General features: G+C 34.4%; 16 protein-coding genes and 1 riboswitch. Of the genes, 6 read left to right on the top strand and 10 right to left on the bottom strand.

Annotated features, from left to right (window positions below):
• Window positions 1-55: 55 nt before the first annotated feature.
• Window positions 56-1,150 carry a tetraprenyl-beta-curcumene synthase family protein gene (locus AC5LWL_RS07210; protein WP_493433674.1) on the bottom strand — a complete coding sequence of 365 codons (1,095 nt, stop codon included), beginning with the start codon at window positions 1,148-1,150 and terminating at the stop codon, window positions 56-58.
• Between the two features lie 14 nt (window positions 1,151-1,164).
• Window positions 1,165-1,968: an alpha/beta fold hydrolase gene (locus AC5LWL_RS07205; RefSeq protein ID WP_493433673.1), complete on the bottom strand. Its 804-nt coding sequence runs from the start codon at window positions 1,966-1,968 to the stop codon at window positions 1,165-1,167.
• Between the two features lie 454 nt (window positions 1,969-2,422).
• Here AC5LWL_RS07205 and AC5LWL_RS07200 point away from each other — a divergent pair, with 454 nt between their 5' ends.
• Complete coding sequence (locus AC5LWL_RS07200) at window positions 2,423-3,277, top strand: C39 family peptidase (RefSeq protein WP_493433672.1); 855 nt, start codon at window positions 2,423-2,425, stop codon at window positions 3,275-3,277.
• Here AC5LWL_RS07200 and asnB read toward each other — a convergent pair.
• From asnB to ytkD, 5 genes are all read right to left on the bottom strand, one after another.
• Window positions 3,274-5,178 (bottom strand): asparagine synthase (glutamine-hydrolyzing), encoded by a 1,905-nt coding sequence (gene asnB, locus AC5LWL_RS07195; RefSeq protein ID WP_493433671.1) that lies wholly within the window; start codon window positions 5,176-5,178, stop codon window positions 3,274-3,276. The two genes, AC5LWL_RS07200 and asnB, sit on opposite strands and share 4 nt — an antisense overlap.
• A gap of 441 nt (window positions 5,179-5,619) precedes the next feature.
• Entirely contained in the window at window positions 5,620-6,813 is a 1,194-nt protein-coding gene (gene metK, locus AC5LWL_RS07190) for a methionine adenosyltransferase (protein WP_493433670.1), read from the bottom strand.
• A 296-nt stretch (window positions 6,814-7,109) separates the two neighbouring features.
• Window positions 7,110-7,274, bottom strand: a riboswitch (SAM riboswitch).
• A 69-nt stretch (window positions 7,275-7,343) separates the two neighbouring features.
• Window positions 7,344-7,586, bottom strand: a complete 243-nt coding sequence (locus tag AC5LWL_RS07185) for a DUF2584 domain-containing protein (protein WP_493433669.1) — start codon at window positions 7,584-7,586, stop codon at window positions 7,344-7,346.
• Window positions 7,587-7,709: 123 nt separating this feature from the next.
• Window positions 7,710-8,486, bottom strand: a complete 777-nt coding sequence (locus AC5LWL_RS07180) for an alpha/beta hydrolase family protein (RefSeq protein ID WP_493433668.1) — start codon at window positions 8,484-8,486, stop codon at window positions 7,710-7,712.
• Between the two features lie 192 nt (window positions 8,487-8,678).
• On the bottom strand, window positions 8,679-9,155 hold the full coding sequence (gene ytkD / locus AC5LWL_RS07175; RefSeq protein ID WP_493433667.1) for an RNA deprotection pyrophosphohydrolase: 477 nt from the start codon (window positions 9,153-9,155) through the stop codon (window positions 8,679-8,681).
• A gap of 321 nt (window positions 9,156-9,476) precedes the next feature.
• Between ytkD and AC5LWL_RS07170 the strand changes: the two genes are divergently transcribed.
• The gene (locus AC5LWL_RS07170) at window positions 9,477-9,734 is read left to right on the top strand and encodes a DUF6154 family protein (protein WP_493433666.1); all 258 of its coding nucleotides are present in this window, start codon (window positions 9,477-9,479) and stop codon (window positions 9,732-9,734) included.
• A 388-nt stretch (window positions 9,735-10,122) separates the two neighbouring features.
• On the opposite strand, the gene AC5LWL_RS07165 is transcribed toward AC5LWL_RS07170, so the two are convergent.
• The gene (locus AC5LWL_RS07165; protein WP_493433665.1) at window positions 10,123-10,890 is read right to left on the bottom strand and encodes a sulfite exporter TauE/SafE family protein; all 768 of its coding nucleotides are present in this window, start codon (window positions 10,888-10,890) and stop codon (window positions 10,123-10,125) included.
• Between the two features lie 195 nt (window positions 10,891-11,085).
• Between AC5LWL_RS07165 and cls the strand changes: the two genes are divergently transcribed.
• Window positions 11,086-12,540 (top strand): cardiolipin synthase, encoded by a 1,455-nt coding sequence (cls, locus tag AC5LWL_RS07160; RefSeq protein WP_493433664.1) that lies wholly within the window; start codon window positions 11,086-11,088, stop codon window positions 12,538-12,540.
• A 121-nt stretch (window positions 12,541-12,661) separates the two neighbouring features.
• On the opposite strand, the gene AC5LWL_RS07155 is transcribed toward cls, so the two are convergent.
• Window positions 12,662-13,135: an S-ribosylhomocysteine lyase gene (locus AC5LWL_RS07155; RefSeq protein ID WP_493433663.1), complete on the bottom strand. Its 474-nt coding sequence runs from the start codon at window positions 13,133-13,135 to the stop codon at window positions 12,662-12,664.
• A 318-nt stretch (window positions 13,136-13,453) separates the two neighbouring features.
• Here AC5LWL_RS07155 and yidD point away from each other — a divergent pair, with 318 nt between their 5' ends.
• Entirely contained in the window at window positions 13,454-13,699 is a 246-nt protein-coding gene (gene yidD, locus AC5LWL_RS07150) for a membrane protein insertion efficiency factor YidD (RefSeq protein WP_493433662.1), read from the top strand.
• 6 nt (window positions 13,700-13,705) lie between these two features.
• Here yidD and AC5LWL_RS07145 read toward each other — a convergent pair whose 3' ends face one another.
• Window positions 13,706-14,275: a beta-class carbonic anhydrase gene (locus AC5LWL_RS07145; protein WP_493433661.1), complete on the bottom strand. Its 570-nt coding sequence runs from the start codon at window positions 14,273-14,275 to the stop codon at window positions 13,706-13,708.
• Window positions 14,276-14,564: 289 nt separating this feature from the next.
• Here AC5LWL_RS07145 and AC5LWL_RS07140 point away from each other — a divergent pair, with 289 nt between their 5' ends.
• Both AC5LWL_RS07140 and AC5LWL_RS07135 read left to right on the top strand, forming a co-directional pair.
• Window positions 14,565-15,926 carry a cytochrome ubiquinol oxidase subunit I gene (locus AC5LWL_RS07140; protein ID WP_493433660.1) on the top strand — a complete coding sequence of 454 codons (1,362 nt, stop codon included), beginning with the start codon at window positions 14,565-14,567 and terminating at the stop codon, window positions 15,924-15,926.
• Window positions 15,927-15,938: 12 nt separating this feature from the next.
• Entirely contained in the window at window positions 15,939-16,982 is a 1,044-nt protein-coding gene (locus AC5LWL_RS07135) for a cytochrome d ubiquinol oxidase subunit II (protein WP_493433659.1), read from the top strand.
• Window positions 16,983-17,003 lie beyond the last annotated feature (21 nt).

Below are 17,003 nucleotides of genomic sequence, written 5' to 3'. Positions count from 1 at the left end.
TTTTATGATAAAGGGTAACACCTTTTTGACTAGACAGTATTAAGTTTTTCAATTACTACTTTATCATGGCTCTTGCAATGCTTGCAGGAACTATTTTTTGAAATTTGCGGTAGGCTCTTCCATTTAAATAAAAAAAGTAGCCAATTGGACCAGATGTTTTAATCATTTCTTTTGCCAATTTCCGAATATCCTGCTGTTTACTTACTTTTTCATCAGATAAATAAACACCTAATAAACCTCTATTTATTAATTTATGAAATTGTTGATGCGGCAGTGTTTTTGTATGTTTATCTGCTTCCACGACAAAATATTTCAGACGATTAAAAAGTTCTTTTTCATCTTTATAATAAAAACAAAAGTTTAAATCTCCGCCTATCCTGTCTTCTTCTTGATCAATAAAATAATCCAATAATATATGCAGCCCCTGAATATACGGAAAATATCCATCCCGAATAGTTAAAGCATATGCTGGTTCAAAATCCTTTCGAAAAGCGTAGGAAATTAAACAGAATATACCTAAAGTTGATCCTGAACATGCGGAGAATTCATACCATTCCATTTCAGGAATAAGATGTTTGTGATCATCAAACCAAGAGCGCAATCTTGGAATTCTATCTTCTACATTAACATGCTTGTGAATTTGCAGATCACAATAAAATCCGCAAAGTTCCAATAAATAATCCTTAATATGTACATAATTATCTAGAGTGGCAAGAGCTTCACGACAAGTTTTGGCTAAATCGTATAAATATCCCCCATCATCCTGATCTTCTCTTAATCGATAATAGTTAGTTGGCGCTGCATCCAATGTTAATGCATGCATCATAGACTCATGCAAGGCAGAAAAATCTTCTGGATCTAGGGAAGTGCTTCGGTCACACAAATTATCTAAATAATCACTGATTGTCTGATAAGCAACAATAAATTTTATGGCATCTTTGTATTTATTTTTTGCTATTAACGCCATAATAGATCCGCCTTCACAATGAAAGGTCTTTTGTTCAATGCTTGCTAACGCTTGTTTCCGAAGCTCTTTATTCGGTATAGCATTTGCTCTTTCTGTCCAATATTTTAATTCCTTATGGACAATCGGGAATACTTTTAAATAAACTTTTGACATTAAGGATAGCGGCATAATTGGTACTGACATATTAAAAACCTCACTTATACAATATATCCAACAGATTTTAGTCTACTTATAATAAAATCCTTTGCATACTCAAATATTTCTTCTCTTTCTGGTTCGTTAAAGATTTCATGATAGCATTTCGGCCATTCTTTATATCTCTTCTCTGATAATGGTACCATATTAAACCAGCTCTTCACCATTTTTTTATCTACTACTAAGTCATCTCCACCTTGCATCAATAATAAAGGAAGATCTTGTGTTTTCGTTACATCTGTAAATGCACTCTTAATTGCTGCAAGTAATTCTCGATACCATCTAACAGAAACCTTTGTTATATATAATGTATCGTTACTGTCAATTTCCCGAATGGCATCACTTCTAGTTGCTAAATCAATGGTTAAACCAGACTTCATACGTAGTTTAGGAACTATTTTATTTAAAAGTATAGAAAGAACACCTAATAGTTTATTTGGATAATTGATTAAGCCAAGACAAGGGGAAGATAAAATTAACCCGGCAATTTTTAATTTTTCCTGCTGAATCAAACGTACGGATGCTAATCCTCCTAAACTATGCCCCAATAAAAAAACTGGCAATTCAAATTGATATGCTGCTTGAATCCAGTCCTTAATCTCTATTGTATATTCATCAAAGGATTCAATATGTCCTCTGCTGGATCTTGTTGTCATTCCTTGGCCTGGGAGATCTCCCATCACAACATGAAAGCCAGATAATCGAAACATTTCAATAAGCCAGCCGTATCTTCGATGATGCTCCATTGCACCATGAACAATAACAATGACTGCCTTTGCTTCACCCTCTGCTTCCCATTTCCACATAATTAATTCCCCCCACTCCAAAACCAATATACTTTATTATGTAGCAGATTTCTTGCTTTGACAAATAAATGGATAGAAGCATCAACGATATCACATTAAATTTACTCATTTTTATTGCATTAATTATGTTACCTTAATATTAGACACTAATTAAGATGGTGATTAGACCATCTAGTCCGTATTAAGGAAAAATAAAGACTATCTGCTTATACTAACAAAACGGAGTATAGAGTATCCTTTTTAAACACGCACTTTTAGTCTATCCGTAATGCAGATAAATTATAGCAGTAAGTTAACAGTCCCTTATAATTATTAGTCACAATAATCAATACAAGAGCAAAATGAGGAGGTTAGTTTAATTTAACTGAATGGGGAAAATAAACAGTTATCATATACACTAAAATAATTTAAAAAACGTACGATATAAAAACTATACTTATTAACGGGTGGCAATATGGAAACAAACGGAATTATTTTATATTCGATAATCGGCGTATTATCCCTTTTATTTTTTTGGGTACAACGAAATTTGACCAACTTCATAAGAGTTATTTTCTTTACTCTCATTATTATATCAGGAGTACTTGGAGCTTATCTTCTTCATTTTAGAAATGGAGGGGAAATAGCCTTAGCTAAAAAAGCGACCGAACAAGTAATGAAAACCATTACAAACCTTGAAAAGAAAACAACAGTCTCCGTAAACAGAAAGGAAAGCATACAGCTAGACGCGCCAATTATTAGTCAATTGCCTGAACTTCCCCGCGGTTGTGAAGTAACGAGCTTAGCCATGCTTCTTCAATACGCTGGAATTAACGTGGATAAAATGACTTTAGCAGAAGAAGTCATCAAAGATACTACTCCCTATAAAAATAAAAACGGAAAAATTTATTACGGTAATCCAAACGATGGCTTTATAGGTGATATGTATTCTCTTAAAGGTCCAGGACTAGGAGTTTATCATAAACCGATAGCTAAATTAGCAGAAAAATATTTGCCCAATGCTATTGTTGATTTGACTGGTTCTGATTTTGAAAAAATAAAAACGGTGCTTGCAGATAACCGACCAGTTTGGATTGTAACCACCTCGACATTTAACAAATTATCAGATGATAATTTTAGAACATGGATTACTCCGAGTGGTACTATCCAAGTTACTTATTCTGAACACTCTGTATTAATAACAGGCTATAATGATGACTATGTCTTTTTTAATGATCCACTAACTGGTGAAAAAAATAAAAAGGCACCCATACAACAATTTATTGAAGGATGGGTGCAAATGGGAAGCCAAGCAATAACTTATAACTAATTCCTAACAGCTTGGACTTCTTTCCCTTTTAAACATTCCTTTTCGAAGGAATATTTTTTTTCAATATAGATACTATGCCATACCATAAACATTAAAACAGTCCAAATTTTACGGCTATTATCCGCTTTTCCTTGGCAATGATCTTCTAACAACTGTAAAATAACTGCTTTATTTAGCAAATGGTCTGTATCACTTTCTTTAATAATCGTTTTTGCCCATTCGTTCATTTCCGCTTTTAACCAATGACGAATCGGTACAGGAAAGCCTAATTTTTTACGATTTAATACATGTTCCGGTACAAACGATTCTGCCGCTTTACGCAAAATGTATTTGGTTGTTCCATTTGCCGTTTTTAAGCTTGTTGGAATTTTAGATGCCACATCGAATACAGCTTTATCTAAGAATGGTACACGCAATTCTAAAGAATGTGCCATTGTCATTTTATCCGCTTTTAATAATATATCCCCGCGCATCCATGTATGAATATCAATAAATTGCATTCTATCAACAGGATCGTAGCCTTTGCTTTCATTATAAAGAGGATTTGTGATATTTGTATAATGTAAATTATTATTATAAACAGATAATAACTTCTGCTTCTCTTCTTCTAAAAACATTTTTGCATTTCCAATATATCGCTCTTCCATCGGCGTTACACCACGTTCAATAAAGCTCTTACCCCTTACGCCTTCTGGAAGCATCCCTGCAATAGTACGCAATAAGGACTTTCCGACTCTCGGAATCTTATTAAACACTTCCAATGATTGTGGCTCACGGTAAATATTATACCCGCCAAACAGCTCATCTGCTCCTTCTCCTGAAAGAACAACGGTTACATGTTTACGAGCTTCTCTAGCAACAAAATATAATGGTACACATGCAGGGTCTGCTAATGGATCATCCATATGCCACATAATTTTTGGAATTTCATTCATATATTCTTCTGGAGAGATAACATAATTAATATTTTCCAGTCCTAATTTATCTGCGGTTTCTTTGGCTACATCTATTTCACTAAAGCCATTATGCTCAAATCCAACTGAAAAAGTTTTAATTGATGGGTGAAACTCTTTTGCAATACTAGCAATGATAGACGAATCAATTCCTCCTGACAGGAAAGATCCCACAGGTACATCACTTCTCATATGCATTTTCACACTATCAAACAAAACATCTTTGATTTCTTTGGCAAATTCATTTTCTGTTTTGTTTACAGGTTGGAAGGAAGCTCTCCAGTAGCGTTTAATTTCCATTGGAGAACCCATTTTCTTTGTGAAATAATGACCTGGCTCCAACTTTTTAATTCCTTCTGACATTGTATAAGGTTCAGGTACAAACTGGTAAGTTAAATAATGTTGAAGGGATTCATAGTTTAATACATCGCTTTCTAATGCCATTAAAATGCTTTTCTTTTCTGATGCAAAATACGTTTTCTCTCCATCTTCCATGTAAAAGAAAGGTTTAATGCCAAATGGATCACGCGCTCCATATAAAGTCTCTTCTTGTTTGTCCCAAATCACAAAAGAGAACATTCCGCGTAATTTTTCTACAGCCTTTTCTTTTTCATGGCTGTATAATGCAATAATTACTTCCGTATCTGAATTTGTTTGGAAAGTTAAACCAGCTTTTATCAACTCTTCTCTGATTTCTAAGTAGTTATAAACTTCTCCATTAAATATTATCCAATAGCGCTCATTTTCATATGTTAAAGGCTGATGCCCACTTTCAATGTCAATAATACTTAATCTTCTAAAGCCAAATTGAATATGATTATCATAATAATACCCTTCATCATCAGGTCCACGATGAGTAATAATTCGATTCATTTCTGCAAATTGTTCTTTTTGCTCAGCTTGAAAGTTTTGTGCTTTATCATGTACGCAGCCTACAAAACCACACATACGGCTCACCTTCTCCATTCTCTTGTTATTGTTGTTTTTATAGGATACTCCCGGCTTTTAAGGTTGTCAGAATAAGTACTCTATAAGTCTCAAAAAGCAATAAAAGAATTGCTTTTTTCTACTCTTATTTTCACTTAATAGTAGAAACAATGTGTAAATATTTTACTATAGATGATACCATCTAGTTTTCTATTGTATCATAAATTAAGCAGCATACCTATTAGACGAAAAATAAAAATTAGGGTTACATTATTTTATTTTTCTGTATCAAAGATGGGGTTCTTTAAAGGGGAGAATCTAACTTGAATTCCTTCATTGATTAACTTAACTTAGCCCTATAATTCGACAAAAAGAAAGACTGACTCCAATTTGAAATCAGTCTCTTCAGAAGGTATACAATGTTCTTTTACAAACCTTGCTCCCTTCTTTTTATTTAGTTCTCTATAATAGCTTTTTTAGAATATCTGCTTTATCTGTACGCTCCCATGGCAAGTCAAGATCATTACGACCAAAATGACCGTAAGCAGCCGTTTGTCGATAAATCGGGCGACGCAGATCAAGCATTTTAATAATTCCAGCTGGACGCAAATCAAAATGTTCCCGAACTGCTTCAACCAGTCTTTCTTCTGAAACTTTTTCTGTACCAAATGCTTCAATTGCAATCGATACAGGCTGAGCTACTCCGATAGCATATGCAAGCTGTACTTCTACTTTATCTGCTAAACCTGCTGCAACAATATTTTTCGCCACATAACGAGCTGCATATGCTGCAGATCGATCCACCTTTGTTGGATCTTTTCCAGAAAAAGCTCCTCCACCATGACGTGCATACCCGCCGTATGTATCGACAATAATTTTTCGACCAGTTAGACCTGCATCACCTTGAGGACCACCAATAACGAAACGGCCAGTTGGGTTAATAAAATACTTTGTATTTTCATCTATTAATTCTGCTGGCACAACAGGATTAATAACATATTCTTTTATATTACGTTGAATTTGTTCTAATGTAATTTCCGGATGATGCTGTGTACTGATTACAATCGTGTCAATTCGAACTGGATGATTATTTTCATCGTATTCTACTGTAACTTGTGTTTTTCCATCTGGACGAAGATATGGAAGTATTTCTTCTTTGCGTACCTCTGCTAATCTTCTTGATAGTTTATGTGCTAATGAAATAGGCAGCGGCATTAGTTCTTTTGTTTCATTACATGCAAAGCCGAACATTAACCCTTGGTCACCTGCACCAATTGCTTCAATTTCTTCATCCGTCATTTTTCCTTCACGTGCTTCTAGAGCCTGATCTACCCCTAATGCAATATCAGCAGATTGCTCATCAATAGATGTTAAAACTGCACTAGTTTCTGCATCAAAACCATATTTTGCACGAGTATAGCCAATTTCTTTCACTGTTTCTCGTACGATTTTTGGGATATCTACATAAGTGGATGTTGTAATTTCTCCTGCAACCAGAACTAATCCGGTTGTAACAGATGTTTCTGCAGCTACACGAGCGTTCGCATCCTTTGCGAGAATCGCGTCTAAAATAGCATCTGAAATTTGGTCACAAATTTTATCAGGATGACCTTCAGTTACCGATTCAGAAGTGAACAAGCGACGTTTTGTTGACATCTGGTTTCCTCCTTATTTATTGAAAAATAAAAGCGAGGTCGTTTCGTTTGGAGAATCCTTCCCTACAAACCTCTGTTTGAGACGGTACTCATTCCCTAGATAGTATGAAGTAAACATGCTGTTTTTATCCGAGATTGACATTGTAAAATCATCAAATGACAAAGCTCTATCACCTTTCTCTTTCCTAAAAACACACATCAAAAATATACATTTTATAAAAGATAGTTTATCAGATTGCAATACAAAAAACCTTTTCATAGTGAAAAGGTTCAAAGCAAATCGATTCGCACCTTTCACTCTTATCGTTCAAGGAAATAGGATCCTTGCTTCAGGTTAGCACCTTTCCTAAGAGAATGTCTATCGCATGAACATAATAAATGTTTATGCTTTAGGCTATTTTCTTCACATAGTAGGTTGCTGGGTTTCATCGGGCCAGTCCCTCCACCAGCTCAGGATAAGAGAGTATCCGTTCAAATTAAAATAATATCGTACTCATTCATTCCATGTCAATCATTTTATTAAATTTTCTTTTAATTCGTTGAGTTTAATGCTATCAGTCGATAGGAAATTTTTGTTTTTCCATTTTCCCACTCTAATTTATCTATTGATGCTGTTCCGATTACTTCACCAGATTTTGTTTTTCTAACTTCTAAAGGGATATGCAGAGGATATAGACGATATTCCTCTTTTTGCAACGTAAATAAATTTTCTTTAACCCTTTGTTCCTTTCCCTTTGTAACAATCATCGTATTTAATTCTAAAGGCATTCCCATCAAAATTACTCCCTTCTATTTTGAAAAAATGGTTCCGTACACTCTTAATAAGTCCGCAGCCAGAATACACTTCGCTTTCCATGGGGCTACGCTTGAGCCTCCTCGCTGTTCTTATTTTATCACCTAATATGTATGTTTCTTCATCCAAACGCTTAAATTTGATACAACTTTTCTGTTTATAAAAGGCGGAAAATAATGCGTATATTCAGGGAAATACCATGTTTCTACTTCCTTCCCTGCTTTTAATAATCCCTTCTCTAACTGATAACTATGTTTGATTGAAACATTCTTGTCCAACATACCATGAATAATTAATGTTGGAGCACTTATTTTCTCTAAATAAAATAAAGGAGTACGCTCGCGATATCTTTCTGGATATTTGTTTGGTGTCCCACCAATTACTCTTTTCATCATTCTTCGCAAATCTTGCCTTTCTTGATAGGTAAGTACCATATCACTGACTCCACCCCATGTAACAATTGAAGCGACAGGACAATGCAAACCTACATGAAGAGCCATTACACCACCTCTTGAAAACCCAAAAACATGAACCTGTTTAACCCGTTTATGCTTTGTTAATAAATCAAAGGCAGCAATTGCATCTATTCGATCCTCTCCTGCAAAATCTTCATTGCCATCCCCTCCTTGATTGCCACGATAGAATGGAGCAAATACAATAAAACCTTCTGTCGCGAATTGAACGATTCTTCCCGGCCTTACTTTGCCAACATTTTTAATTCCTCCTCTTAAGTAAAGAAAGCCGTCATATGATTTCCCATCTGTTGGTTCTGCTAGTAACCCTTTTATTTTCAGTCCGTCTGCATAATACGTAACAATAAATAAAGCAATGGAAGGATGTGGCGAAGGGAATTTTACTTTTTCTAAAATTTCTCCATTCATAAAATAGTACCTCCTTTCAATTTTTTTAGATAAAATAGTTTCTTTTAAGCTACCCTAAAAAAAAAGTTTCCGCAGGTGGAATGCCATTTTTTGCGTGGGTGCCTTCTCTGTAAATAAGCTAAGAAGTTTATAATTTTTTTACGAACTATATTTTTACTTTCCTCTTCTATCCAAATTCAAAACACTCTTTATTTATGGCAAACAGAAATCCTGTTTGATTCTATTAAGACATTTTTTCATTACGTTATCTTTCATAATAAAGCTAAATCTATCATTACACCTTTGTTCTAAGATAGAATCTTCTATTAAGATTGGCCCATTCGTTTCTAAATAATCCTCTTTTTTTGTGAGTTGATTGACCATTGCAAAATAAACGGCTTTTAGAAAACAGGTATTTTCCAAATGTACTTGGTACTGTGCAACCCAATGCACTTTTGTTATTATTGCTCCTGTTTCTTCATAAACTTCCCTTCTAGCTGCTGTTTCTATACTCTCTCCGCTTTCTACTTTGCCTCCAGGAAATTCTAAGCCTCTTTTTTTATGCTGGGTTAATAACCATTTCCCTTCCATAAAGCAAATGACCAGAACATGTTCAGCGCTTGTGGAGAATTCTTCTTTTTGAAATGAAAAACGCACCTTTGAACCATAAAAATCATAAAATGTATCCATGTAGTTCCTCACATTCTTCTATCGGTTATTCTTTTATCAAGAAATTTGGACGTAACTATTATTTGTTCTATTTTCACACGATTCCATCTTTTTTTCTATAAGATTTCTCGTACGTAAACTGTTAAAATTAAAACAAAAGGAAATAAAATGGAATATATTTCAATCCAAAGGGTATGTAACCAATAAAGAAAAAAAGGGTATAATAAATAGAAATCTTTTCATCGTACAATGTTTTATTTAATGTTCACATGATACAATAATTAAAACGATTACAAAAACAGCTAATTATTCAGGATACATTTCCTGCTGGAGGTTATAAAAATGAAATTAGTGGATGAACTTTATAATTTATATAAAAATAAATTAACCGGGGATGAAGAAGATATTGATATGCTTGCATTTGCTTTTTTAGAAGAAATGACAAGAGAAGATTTATTACATATCATTCAAGAATTAAACGAACAAGAACTATATGATTTAATGGGATTATACTTAATAGAAAGTTTAAAAGGAAAATTTGCAAAAGAAGATTATCGCCAACAAAGAAGCACCGTTTTCCCTCAAAGGAATTTACATTAATCATCAGGACAACAGCATTGCAATAAGAAAGCTCATCAATCTTCCTCAGGAAAGCAAAGTGTATGCACACTGCGGACTAATTGAGAGAGCAAGCCTTTTTTCAAGGTAGGTATCTATGCTAATAAGACCCGCACCATAGCACATGAAAAGAAGCAGGTTTCTTTCATTTATAAGCAAAGAGCAGTCAGAATATACGAAGATTCCTATGGGATTCGCGGGAAAGAAGAGACATCAAAGAAGCAAAGCTCCGATGAGGCTCGCCGCCCTGCCCATGGAAAGCGAAGTGTATTCTGACTGCGGACTTATCGAGAGCACCTTTTTCCTAAACACGAAGACTCCTGCAGGATTTAAAACGAGTCAACCCTACACTTCCTAAACAAATAATAGCCTAAGAAAAAAAGTGATCATAAATATTTTTACCAATCAACACAACAGATACAAGCACAAACAATACCTTCACATAAGAAGAACCCTTTTTAATTGCTACCCTTGACCCAATTAAAGCACCAGCAACCATTGCAATTCCCATCGGTATTCCATACTGATAATAAATCGAATCATAATACATAAATACGATCAACGCTGTAATATTACTTCCAAAATTCAATACCTTGGCATTTCCAGCAGATTCAATAAAATCAAAACCCATTAACAAAAAAGCAAACAGAAAAAAAGAACCAGTACCTCCTCCAAGAAAACCATCATAAAATCCAATTAATGCAACAATTCCAACAGCAAATATAGCCTTTTTTTTGGTCATCCCTTTAAATGTAGAAGTTAAGCCCCACTCTTTTTTTGTTAACGTATAAATGGTTACGATAATTAAAATGATTAAAATCAATGGCTTCAGCTTGTCAGAAGGAATTTTTTGTACTACATATACTCCTATCGCTGAACCAATAATAGATAAAGGCAATAATTTTGCCATTAATGCTTTATTAATTTTCCCATGGCGAAGAAATGAAATAGAGCTCGTCAACGAACCCATTGCAGAAGCCAATTTATTTGTTCCTAATGCCATTTGCGGCGGTAAACCAGTAAATAATAGAGCTGGCAATGAAATTAATCCACCACCTCCAACAACTGAATCAATAAATGCCGCAGTAAATCCAGCAATAATTAAAAAAAGCAGCATTCCAATATGTATCTCTTCCATAATCAAATTCCCCTATCTTTTTATGTATGTTTCCATATTATTCTATTATTTTATCAAATAAAAGGGAAAATTAGGGCAAAATAGTTCCCTGCTAGTTTAATTTCGCCTATAATGATACAGAAATCATTCACCTCAACATGATATAATACTGCTCTAGATTTAGGTTAAGACTGCTGTTTGAAAGGACTAGAAACGATGCATATATATACCGTGTTAGTTAGTACAATCATTTTACTTAATATAATATTCGCATTTCTTGTTATTTTTTTAGAAAGACGCGATGCTAGTACAACATGGGCATGGATTATGGTATTAACATTTATTCCTATTTTAGGTTTCATTCTTTATTTACTTTTTGGACAAAACTTAAGTAAAAGAAAAATGTTTCAATGGGAAGAGAGAAAAAAACTCGGAGTTGAACCAATATTGGCTTCCCAGTTGCTTCAAATCAGCTCCAATCAGCTTAGAACAACAAATTCGGTGATAAAAGCAAATCAAGATCTTATTTATATGAATTTATTTAATAACGATGCGGTTTTAACAGAAAATAATGCGGTTGATGTTTTTACAGATGGGCATAAAAAATTCGAGCAATTACTGAAAGACATTAAGCAGGCAAAAAAATCTGTGCATCTGCAATATTATATTTTCAAAAATGACGGAATCGGCTCAAGATTGATCAATCTTTTAGTTGAAAAAGCTAAAGAAGGGGTTGAAGTTCGATTATTATATGATGAACTTGGTTCTAGAACCTTGCGAAGAAGAATCTTTAAAACATTAAAAGCGGCCGGTGGACAAGTAGAGGTATTTTTCCCAAGCAAGCTTCACCTTATTAATTTACGACTTAACTATCGAAATCATCGAAAATTAGCTATTATTGACGGTCATATTGGTTATATTGGCGGTTTTAATGTTGGAGATGAATATTTAGGATTAAACCCTAAATATGGATACTGGCGAGACACCCACTTGCGAATTATTGGAACAGCGGTTTACGCAATACAGACACGATTTATTCTTGATTGGAATCAAGCTTCCCATCTACAAGGAATCAGTTATTCACCAGAATACTTCCCAGATAGAACGGATGAAATTATAGGTAATATTGGTATGCAAATTGTTTCAAGTGGACCTGATTCTGAATGGGAGCAAATAAAAAATGGTTATATTAAAATGATTACCGCAGCGAAGGAATCCGTTTTTATTCAAACTCCTTATTTCATTCCAGATACCAGCTTACTTGACACACTTAGAATTGCTGCCTTGTCTGGCATTGATGTAAAAATAATGATACCAAATAAACCTGATCATATGTTTGTGTACTGGGCTACGTACTCTTATATTGGAGAGATGTTAAAGGCTGGCGCAAAAATTTATATTTATGAAAACGGATTTATTCATGCGAAAACATTGATGGTGGATCGAAAAATTACATCTGTTGGTACAGCAAATATTGATATGCGCAGTTTTCGGCTGAACTTTGAAGTAAATGCATTTATTTATAGTGAAGCATTCGCCAATCTTTTAACGGATGGATTTTTAGAGGATCTGCAGCTGTCTACTCAGCTTACACTAGAAAAATATAATAAGCGGTCTTTGTTTATCCGCTTTAAAGAATCCTTTTCACGCTTATTAGGTCCCATTTTATAAATATGTTTCATTGTTATTTAATAACGTGATCAAAAAGGACTGCAATGATTGTTTTAAACAACTGTTGCAGTCCTTTTTATTAATAAGACATCCTAAATGTCCATTCATTTATACCATGTTTTTATGCAAAAACTTGCTTCAAATCTTCTTTATTTTGTTTTAACCAAAACTGCATTAATTTTTTTGCACCTTCAAGGTCGTGAAGTTTTGCTTGCCCGCATTGCTTTTCGTTAGCAGCAGGAATTTCGGTAATTTCTAATGCTGAAGTCATTGTTCCTTCTAATAGATCAATGATTTCCTCTACTGTCGGTTCACCACTAACAACTAAATAATATCCTGTCTGACAGCCCATTGGTGAAATATCAATGATGTCAAAATGATTATACTTTTCAGCATGGTCACGAATATTAAATGCTAATAGATGCTCCAATGTATGAATAACATCCGGTTTCATCGCCTGCTTATTAGGCTGGCAAAAACGAATATCAAATTTATTTACTAATCCATCGCTGCCTACTTTATGTACGCCACAATGTCTTACATACGGTGCTTTCACCGCGTTATGATCCAATTCAAAACTTTCTACTGAAGGCATTAAGATACAACTCCTTTTTATTTCGATACTTCATTATAACGTAAAATCCAAGTAATAACATCAACTTAATTACTATTATATATTTTTAGCCCTTAATAGTTCCAAAGATAACATATGCTCTTATTTGACTTGCTTGATCAGATGGAATAATCTTCAGGTTGATAAAGATTTGCTTATTATTTTCTTGATAGTTCTCGTCATGCTATACTCAAATTGACCGTAAATACTTAGTTATAATACTGCCATTTTTAAGGTTTTGCTTTATCCTTCTGGATTTTACTTACACACATACCCTATAGTAAGAAAGGAAAAAAAACAATGAAAAAATTCTTTATCTTTATCATTCATTTTTATCAAAAAGCAATTTCCCCACTTACACCACCTACATGCCGTTTTTATCCAACTTGCTCTTCCTATGGATTAGAAGCAATAAAAAAATACGGCGCTTTAAGAGGCGGTTATTTAACCATAAAACGAATACTAAAATGCCATCCTTTTCACCCAGGCGGAATAGATCCGGTACCAGAAGAATGGCCATGTAAAAAACATAAACATACTCATTAATTAGCGTTAATTTTTATCTCCATATCCATTTACTACTAAATCTAATTTCCCAGTTTTCGGATCTATAACTAAACCATGCACCGGAACCTCTGTTGGAAGAAGCGGATGATTTTTTATCATATTGACACTATGAGACACACTCTCTGAAACAGAATCAAAACCTGTTAACCATTTTTTCAGGTTTACTCCTGAGTGTTGAAGCGTATTTAATATTTCTTCTGATATCCCTCTTTCTTTCATCTTGCCTATCATATCATCTGCATTTAATGCACTCATCCCGCAATCATGATGACCAATCACTAATACTTCATCTGCTTTTAATTCGTATACAGCAACAAGAATACTTCTCATAATACTTCCTAATGGATGTACGACAACTGCACCAGCATTTTTGATTATTTTAACGTCCCCATTTGCAAGATTTAACGCTTGTGGCAATAATTCCAGCAATCTTGTGTCCATACAAGTTAAAATAACCATTCGTTTATTTGGAAATTTTGTCGTGATATATTGTTCGTATTTATTTTCACGAACAAATCCTTCATTATGCGCTAAAATCTCATTTAAAATACTCATCTTATTCCGCCCCTTTTATCAAACTATTTCTCCATCACATTGTTCGTACTTTTTGATTGCTTGATTTCTCTATAAAACGAGGAATGGAAAACAATCTAATTTTATAGTAAAAAAAAAATTACTATTACACAAATTTGAAATAGCTTACATCGTATTTTTTTTTAAAATTTACAATTTAAAGCGAATATACCTTCCCTTATTTTCCAATAGAAAGGAAAAGATTACATATTTAATTAAATACTTGAAAATACTAACAAATATGATATAGACAGATGAAGGGAAGATAGGAATGGATCATTTAGTTTTAGCAAGAAGTATGTTTGGCACCACAATGGGGTTTCATATTATCTTTGCAACAATAGGTGTTGGATTGCCACTTATGATGTTGACTGCTGAATTGTTGTATCAAAAAACAAAAGATTTGGATTATGTCATTATGGCAAAAAGGTGGACAAAAACCTTTGGGATATTATTAGGTGTTGGAATTCCAACCGGAACAATTGCTGGATTGCAGTTATCCTTATTATGGCCAGGATTTATGGAAGTAATCGGAAAGGTGATGGCACTGCCATTTCAGATCGAGATATACGCTTTTTTTATCGAAGCTCTATTTATGTCCATCTATGTTTATGCAGCAGAAAGGATTCCTCCATGGGCAAGGATTATTAGTTTAACTTTAGTTGCAATTGGAGCACTTGCTTCTGCCGTTCTCATTACAAATGTACATGCATTTGAAGGAACTCCACAAGGTTTTCGTTTGGATGGAAGAGAGATTACCGATGTAAATCCATGGAAGGCATTTTTTAATCCGTCTTTTTTTGTATCTGCTGGACATGTAGCAATGAGTGCCTACACAACTGGCGCCTTTGCAGTTGCTTCAGTTTCTGCCTTTAAAATGATGAGACACCCTTTTCGTTCGCGTGTCTTTCAATTTCATCAAAAAGCATTACTCTTGAGCCTGATAATCGGCGGGATATTTTCTCTATTAACGGCAATGAACGGTCATGCATCTGCCCAAAAGCTTTATGAATATCAGCCAGAAAAATTGGCTGCGGCAGAGGGGCTTTTTGAAACACAATCACATGCTCCTTTAGCAATTGGCGGCATTACCGATAAAGAAAATCGTGAAATAAAAGGAGCCATTGAAATTCCTTGGGCACTAAGTTTTTTGGCGGGTAATAGCTTCGATACGGTAGTGACCGGGTTAAATGATTTCCCTGAAGAATTTTGGCCACCATTATACGTTCACACCCTTTTTAATGCGATGGTTGGAATAGGTTCTTTCTTAATCTTTCTTGCCTTAGCATCCCTAGCATGGAGATTTCTATTAAAAAAACAAAAATTCCCTAAATTTTTATTATGGATATTTGTTGCATCCGGCCCTTTAGCTCTCATGGCAATAGAATGTGGATGGCTATTCGCTTGCACAGGTCGTCAGCCTTGGACAATTTATCGTATTTTATCAACAGCAAATTCCGTTACTTCATCTGGAAATTTAGCCTTATTATTTATTTTATTTATAGTGGTTTATGTCATATTAGCCATCTCTGTTTCCTTTGTATTAATTTATTATTTCCGGAAAAATACGGTACTAAATGATTTGCATGCAGCAAAAGAAAAAGATATACCGCTTTTTGGATCCAATAGTTAAGGAGTGATATTTATGACAGATTCATTATTAGCAATAACTGTCCTGTGGGGATTTGTATTTATTTATGCCATCATGGCGACCATGGATTTTGGAGCAGGATTCTGGTCCATGATATATATGAACAAAGAAAAAACACAAGCTACGAATATCGCTAACCGTTACCTCTCTCCAACTTGGGAGGTAACAAACACATTTATTGTAGCCATTGTTGTCGCCGTTTATTGTATGTTCCCAACAGCCGCTTTTACATTAGGAACGGTTCTTCTTATTCCTGGTAGTGCTATTTTGCTTCTTTTAGCTATTAGAAGTGCTTTTCTTGTTTTTTCCAATGTTGTCCCAAAGTTTCGAAAGCCGCTCACCATTATATCTGGTATTTCAGGAATGCTGATTCCAGGTATTTTATTAAGTATTTTGCCTATCACACATGGAGGATTCGTTCATTTCTCTGCAGATAAACAATCCCTTGATTTAGTTGGTTTATTTACTAGCTGGAATGAGTATGCCTTTTTTGGTTTTGCCTTAAGCAGCACCTTATTTTTATCCTCTCTTTTATTAGCGGATTATTCGAATGTTTCTTCTGAAGCAGAGGCTTATCGTGTATATCGGAGGGATGCTATTATCCTTGGCCCAATTTCTTTGTTAATGGCTGTTATGATTATGGTTACGTTAAGGCAAGATGCCCATTGGATTTACAGCAAAATGATGCAAAATTCTCCATTATTAGTAGTATCATTGCTTCTTTTTGTCATTGGAGGGGCTGCTTTATTTATTCCTTCCCATAAAAACCCAGGTGGAAAGGGACGGCCAAGACTTGCAATTATTTCAATCACTTTGCAATATCTGCTTGCCAGCTATGTTTATGGAAAAGCGCATCTCCCCTTTATTGTTTATCCAGAAGTGACAATTACATCCGCCTTTACAGATCCTAAATCATTTCATGCATTATTTGTTACTTATATCGTTGGATTTATCATACTATTTCCTGGCTTTTATTTTTTTTGGAAGCTATTTATGCATGACAAAAAATATTTGCAGCAAAAAGGCGCAAAAAAATAAAAGGAATACTTGGTGTTTACG

The sequence above is a fragment of the Niallia sp. WK069_GA_01 genome, from assembly GCF_983173855.1.
This window is presented reverse-complemented; position numbering and strand designations above follow the sequence as displayed.

Excerpts from the sequence above, each read along its gene's own strand:
- AC5LWL_RS07210 (WP_493433674.1), bottom strand. The coding sequence starts at position 1,150 with ATGTCAGTACCAATTATGCCGCTATCCTTAATGTCAAAAGTTTATTTA.
- AC5LWL_RS07205 (WP_493433673.1), bottom strand. The coding sequence starts at position 1,968 with ATGTGGAAATGGGAAGCAGAGGGTGAAGCAAAGGCAGTCATTGTTATT.
- AC5LWL_RS07200 (WP_493433672.1), top strand. The coding sequence starts at position 2,423 with ATGGAAACAAACGGAATTATTTTATATTCGATAATCGGCGTATTATCC.
- asnB (WP_493433671.1), bottom strand. The coding sequence starts at position 5,178 with ATGTGTGGTTTTGTAGGCTGCGTACATGATAAAGCACAAAACTTTCAA.
- metK (WP_493433670.1), bottom strand. The coding sequence starts at position 6,813 with ATGTCAACAAAACGTCGCTTGTTCACTTCTGAATCGGTAACTGAAGGT.
- AC5LWL_RS07185 (WP_493433669.1), bottom strand. The coding sequence starts at position 7,586 with ATGGGAATGCCTTTAGAATTAAATACGATGATTGTTACAAAGGGAAAG.
- AC5LWL_RS07180 (WP_493433668.1), bottom strand. The coding sequence starts at position 8,486 with ATGAATGGAGAAATTTTAGAAAAAGTAAAATTCCCTTCGCCACATCCT.
- ytkD (WP_493433667.1), bottom strand. The coding sequence starts at position 9,155 with ATGGATACATTTTATGATTTTTATGGTTCAAAGGTGCGTTTTTCATTT.
- AC5LWL_RS07170 (WP_493433666.1), top strand. The coding sequence starts at position 9,477 with ATGAAATTAGTGGATGAACTTTATAATTTATATAAAAATAAATTAACC.
- AC5LWL_RS07165 (WP_493433665.1), bottom strand. The coding sequence starts at position 10,890 with ATGGAAGAGATACATATTGGAATGCTGCTTTTTTTAATTATTGCTGGA.
- cls (WP_493433664.1), top strand. The coding sequence starts at position 11,086 with ATGCATATATATACCGTGTTAGTTAGTACAATCATTTTACTTAATATA.
- AC5LWL_RS07155 (WP_493433663.1), bottom strand. The coding sequence starts at position 13,135 with ATGCCTTCAGTAGAAAGTTTTGAATTGGATCATAACGCGGTGAAAGCA.
- yidD (WP_493433662.1), top strand. The coding sequence starts at position 13,454 with ATGAAAAAATTCTTTATCTTTATCATTCATTTTTATCAAAAAGCAATT.
- AC5LWL_RS07145 (WP_493433661.1), bottom strand. The coding sequence starts at position 14,275 with ATGAGTATTTTAAATGAGATTTTAGCGCATAATGAAGGATTTGTTCGT.
- AC5LWL_RS07140 (WP_493433660.1), top strand. The coding sequence starts at position 14,565 with ATGGATCATTTAGTTTTAGCAAGAAGTATGTTTGGCACCACAATGGGG.
- AC5LWL_RS07135 (WP_493433659.1), top strand. The coding sequence starts at position 15,939 with ATGACAGATTCATTATTAGCAATAACTGTCCTGTGGGGATTTGTATTT.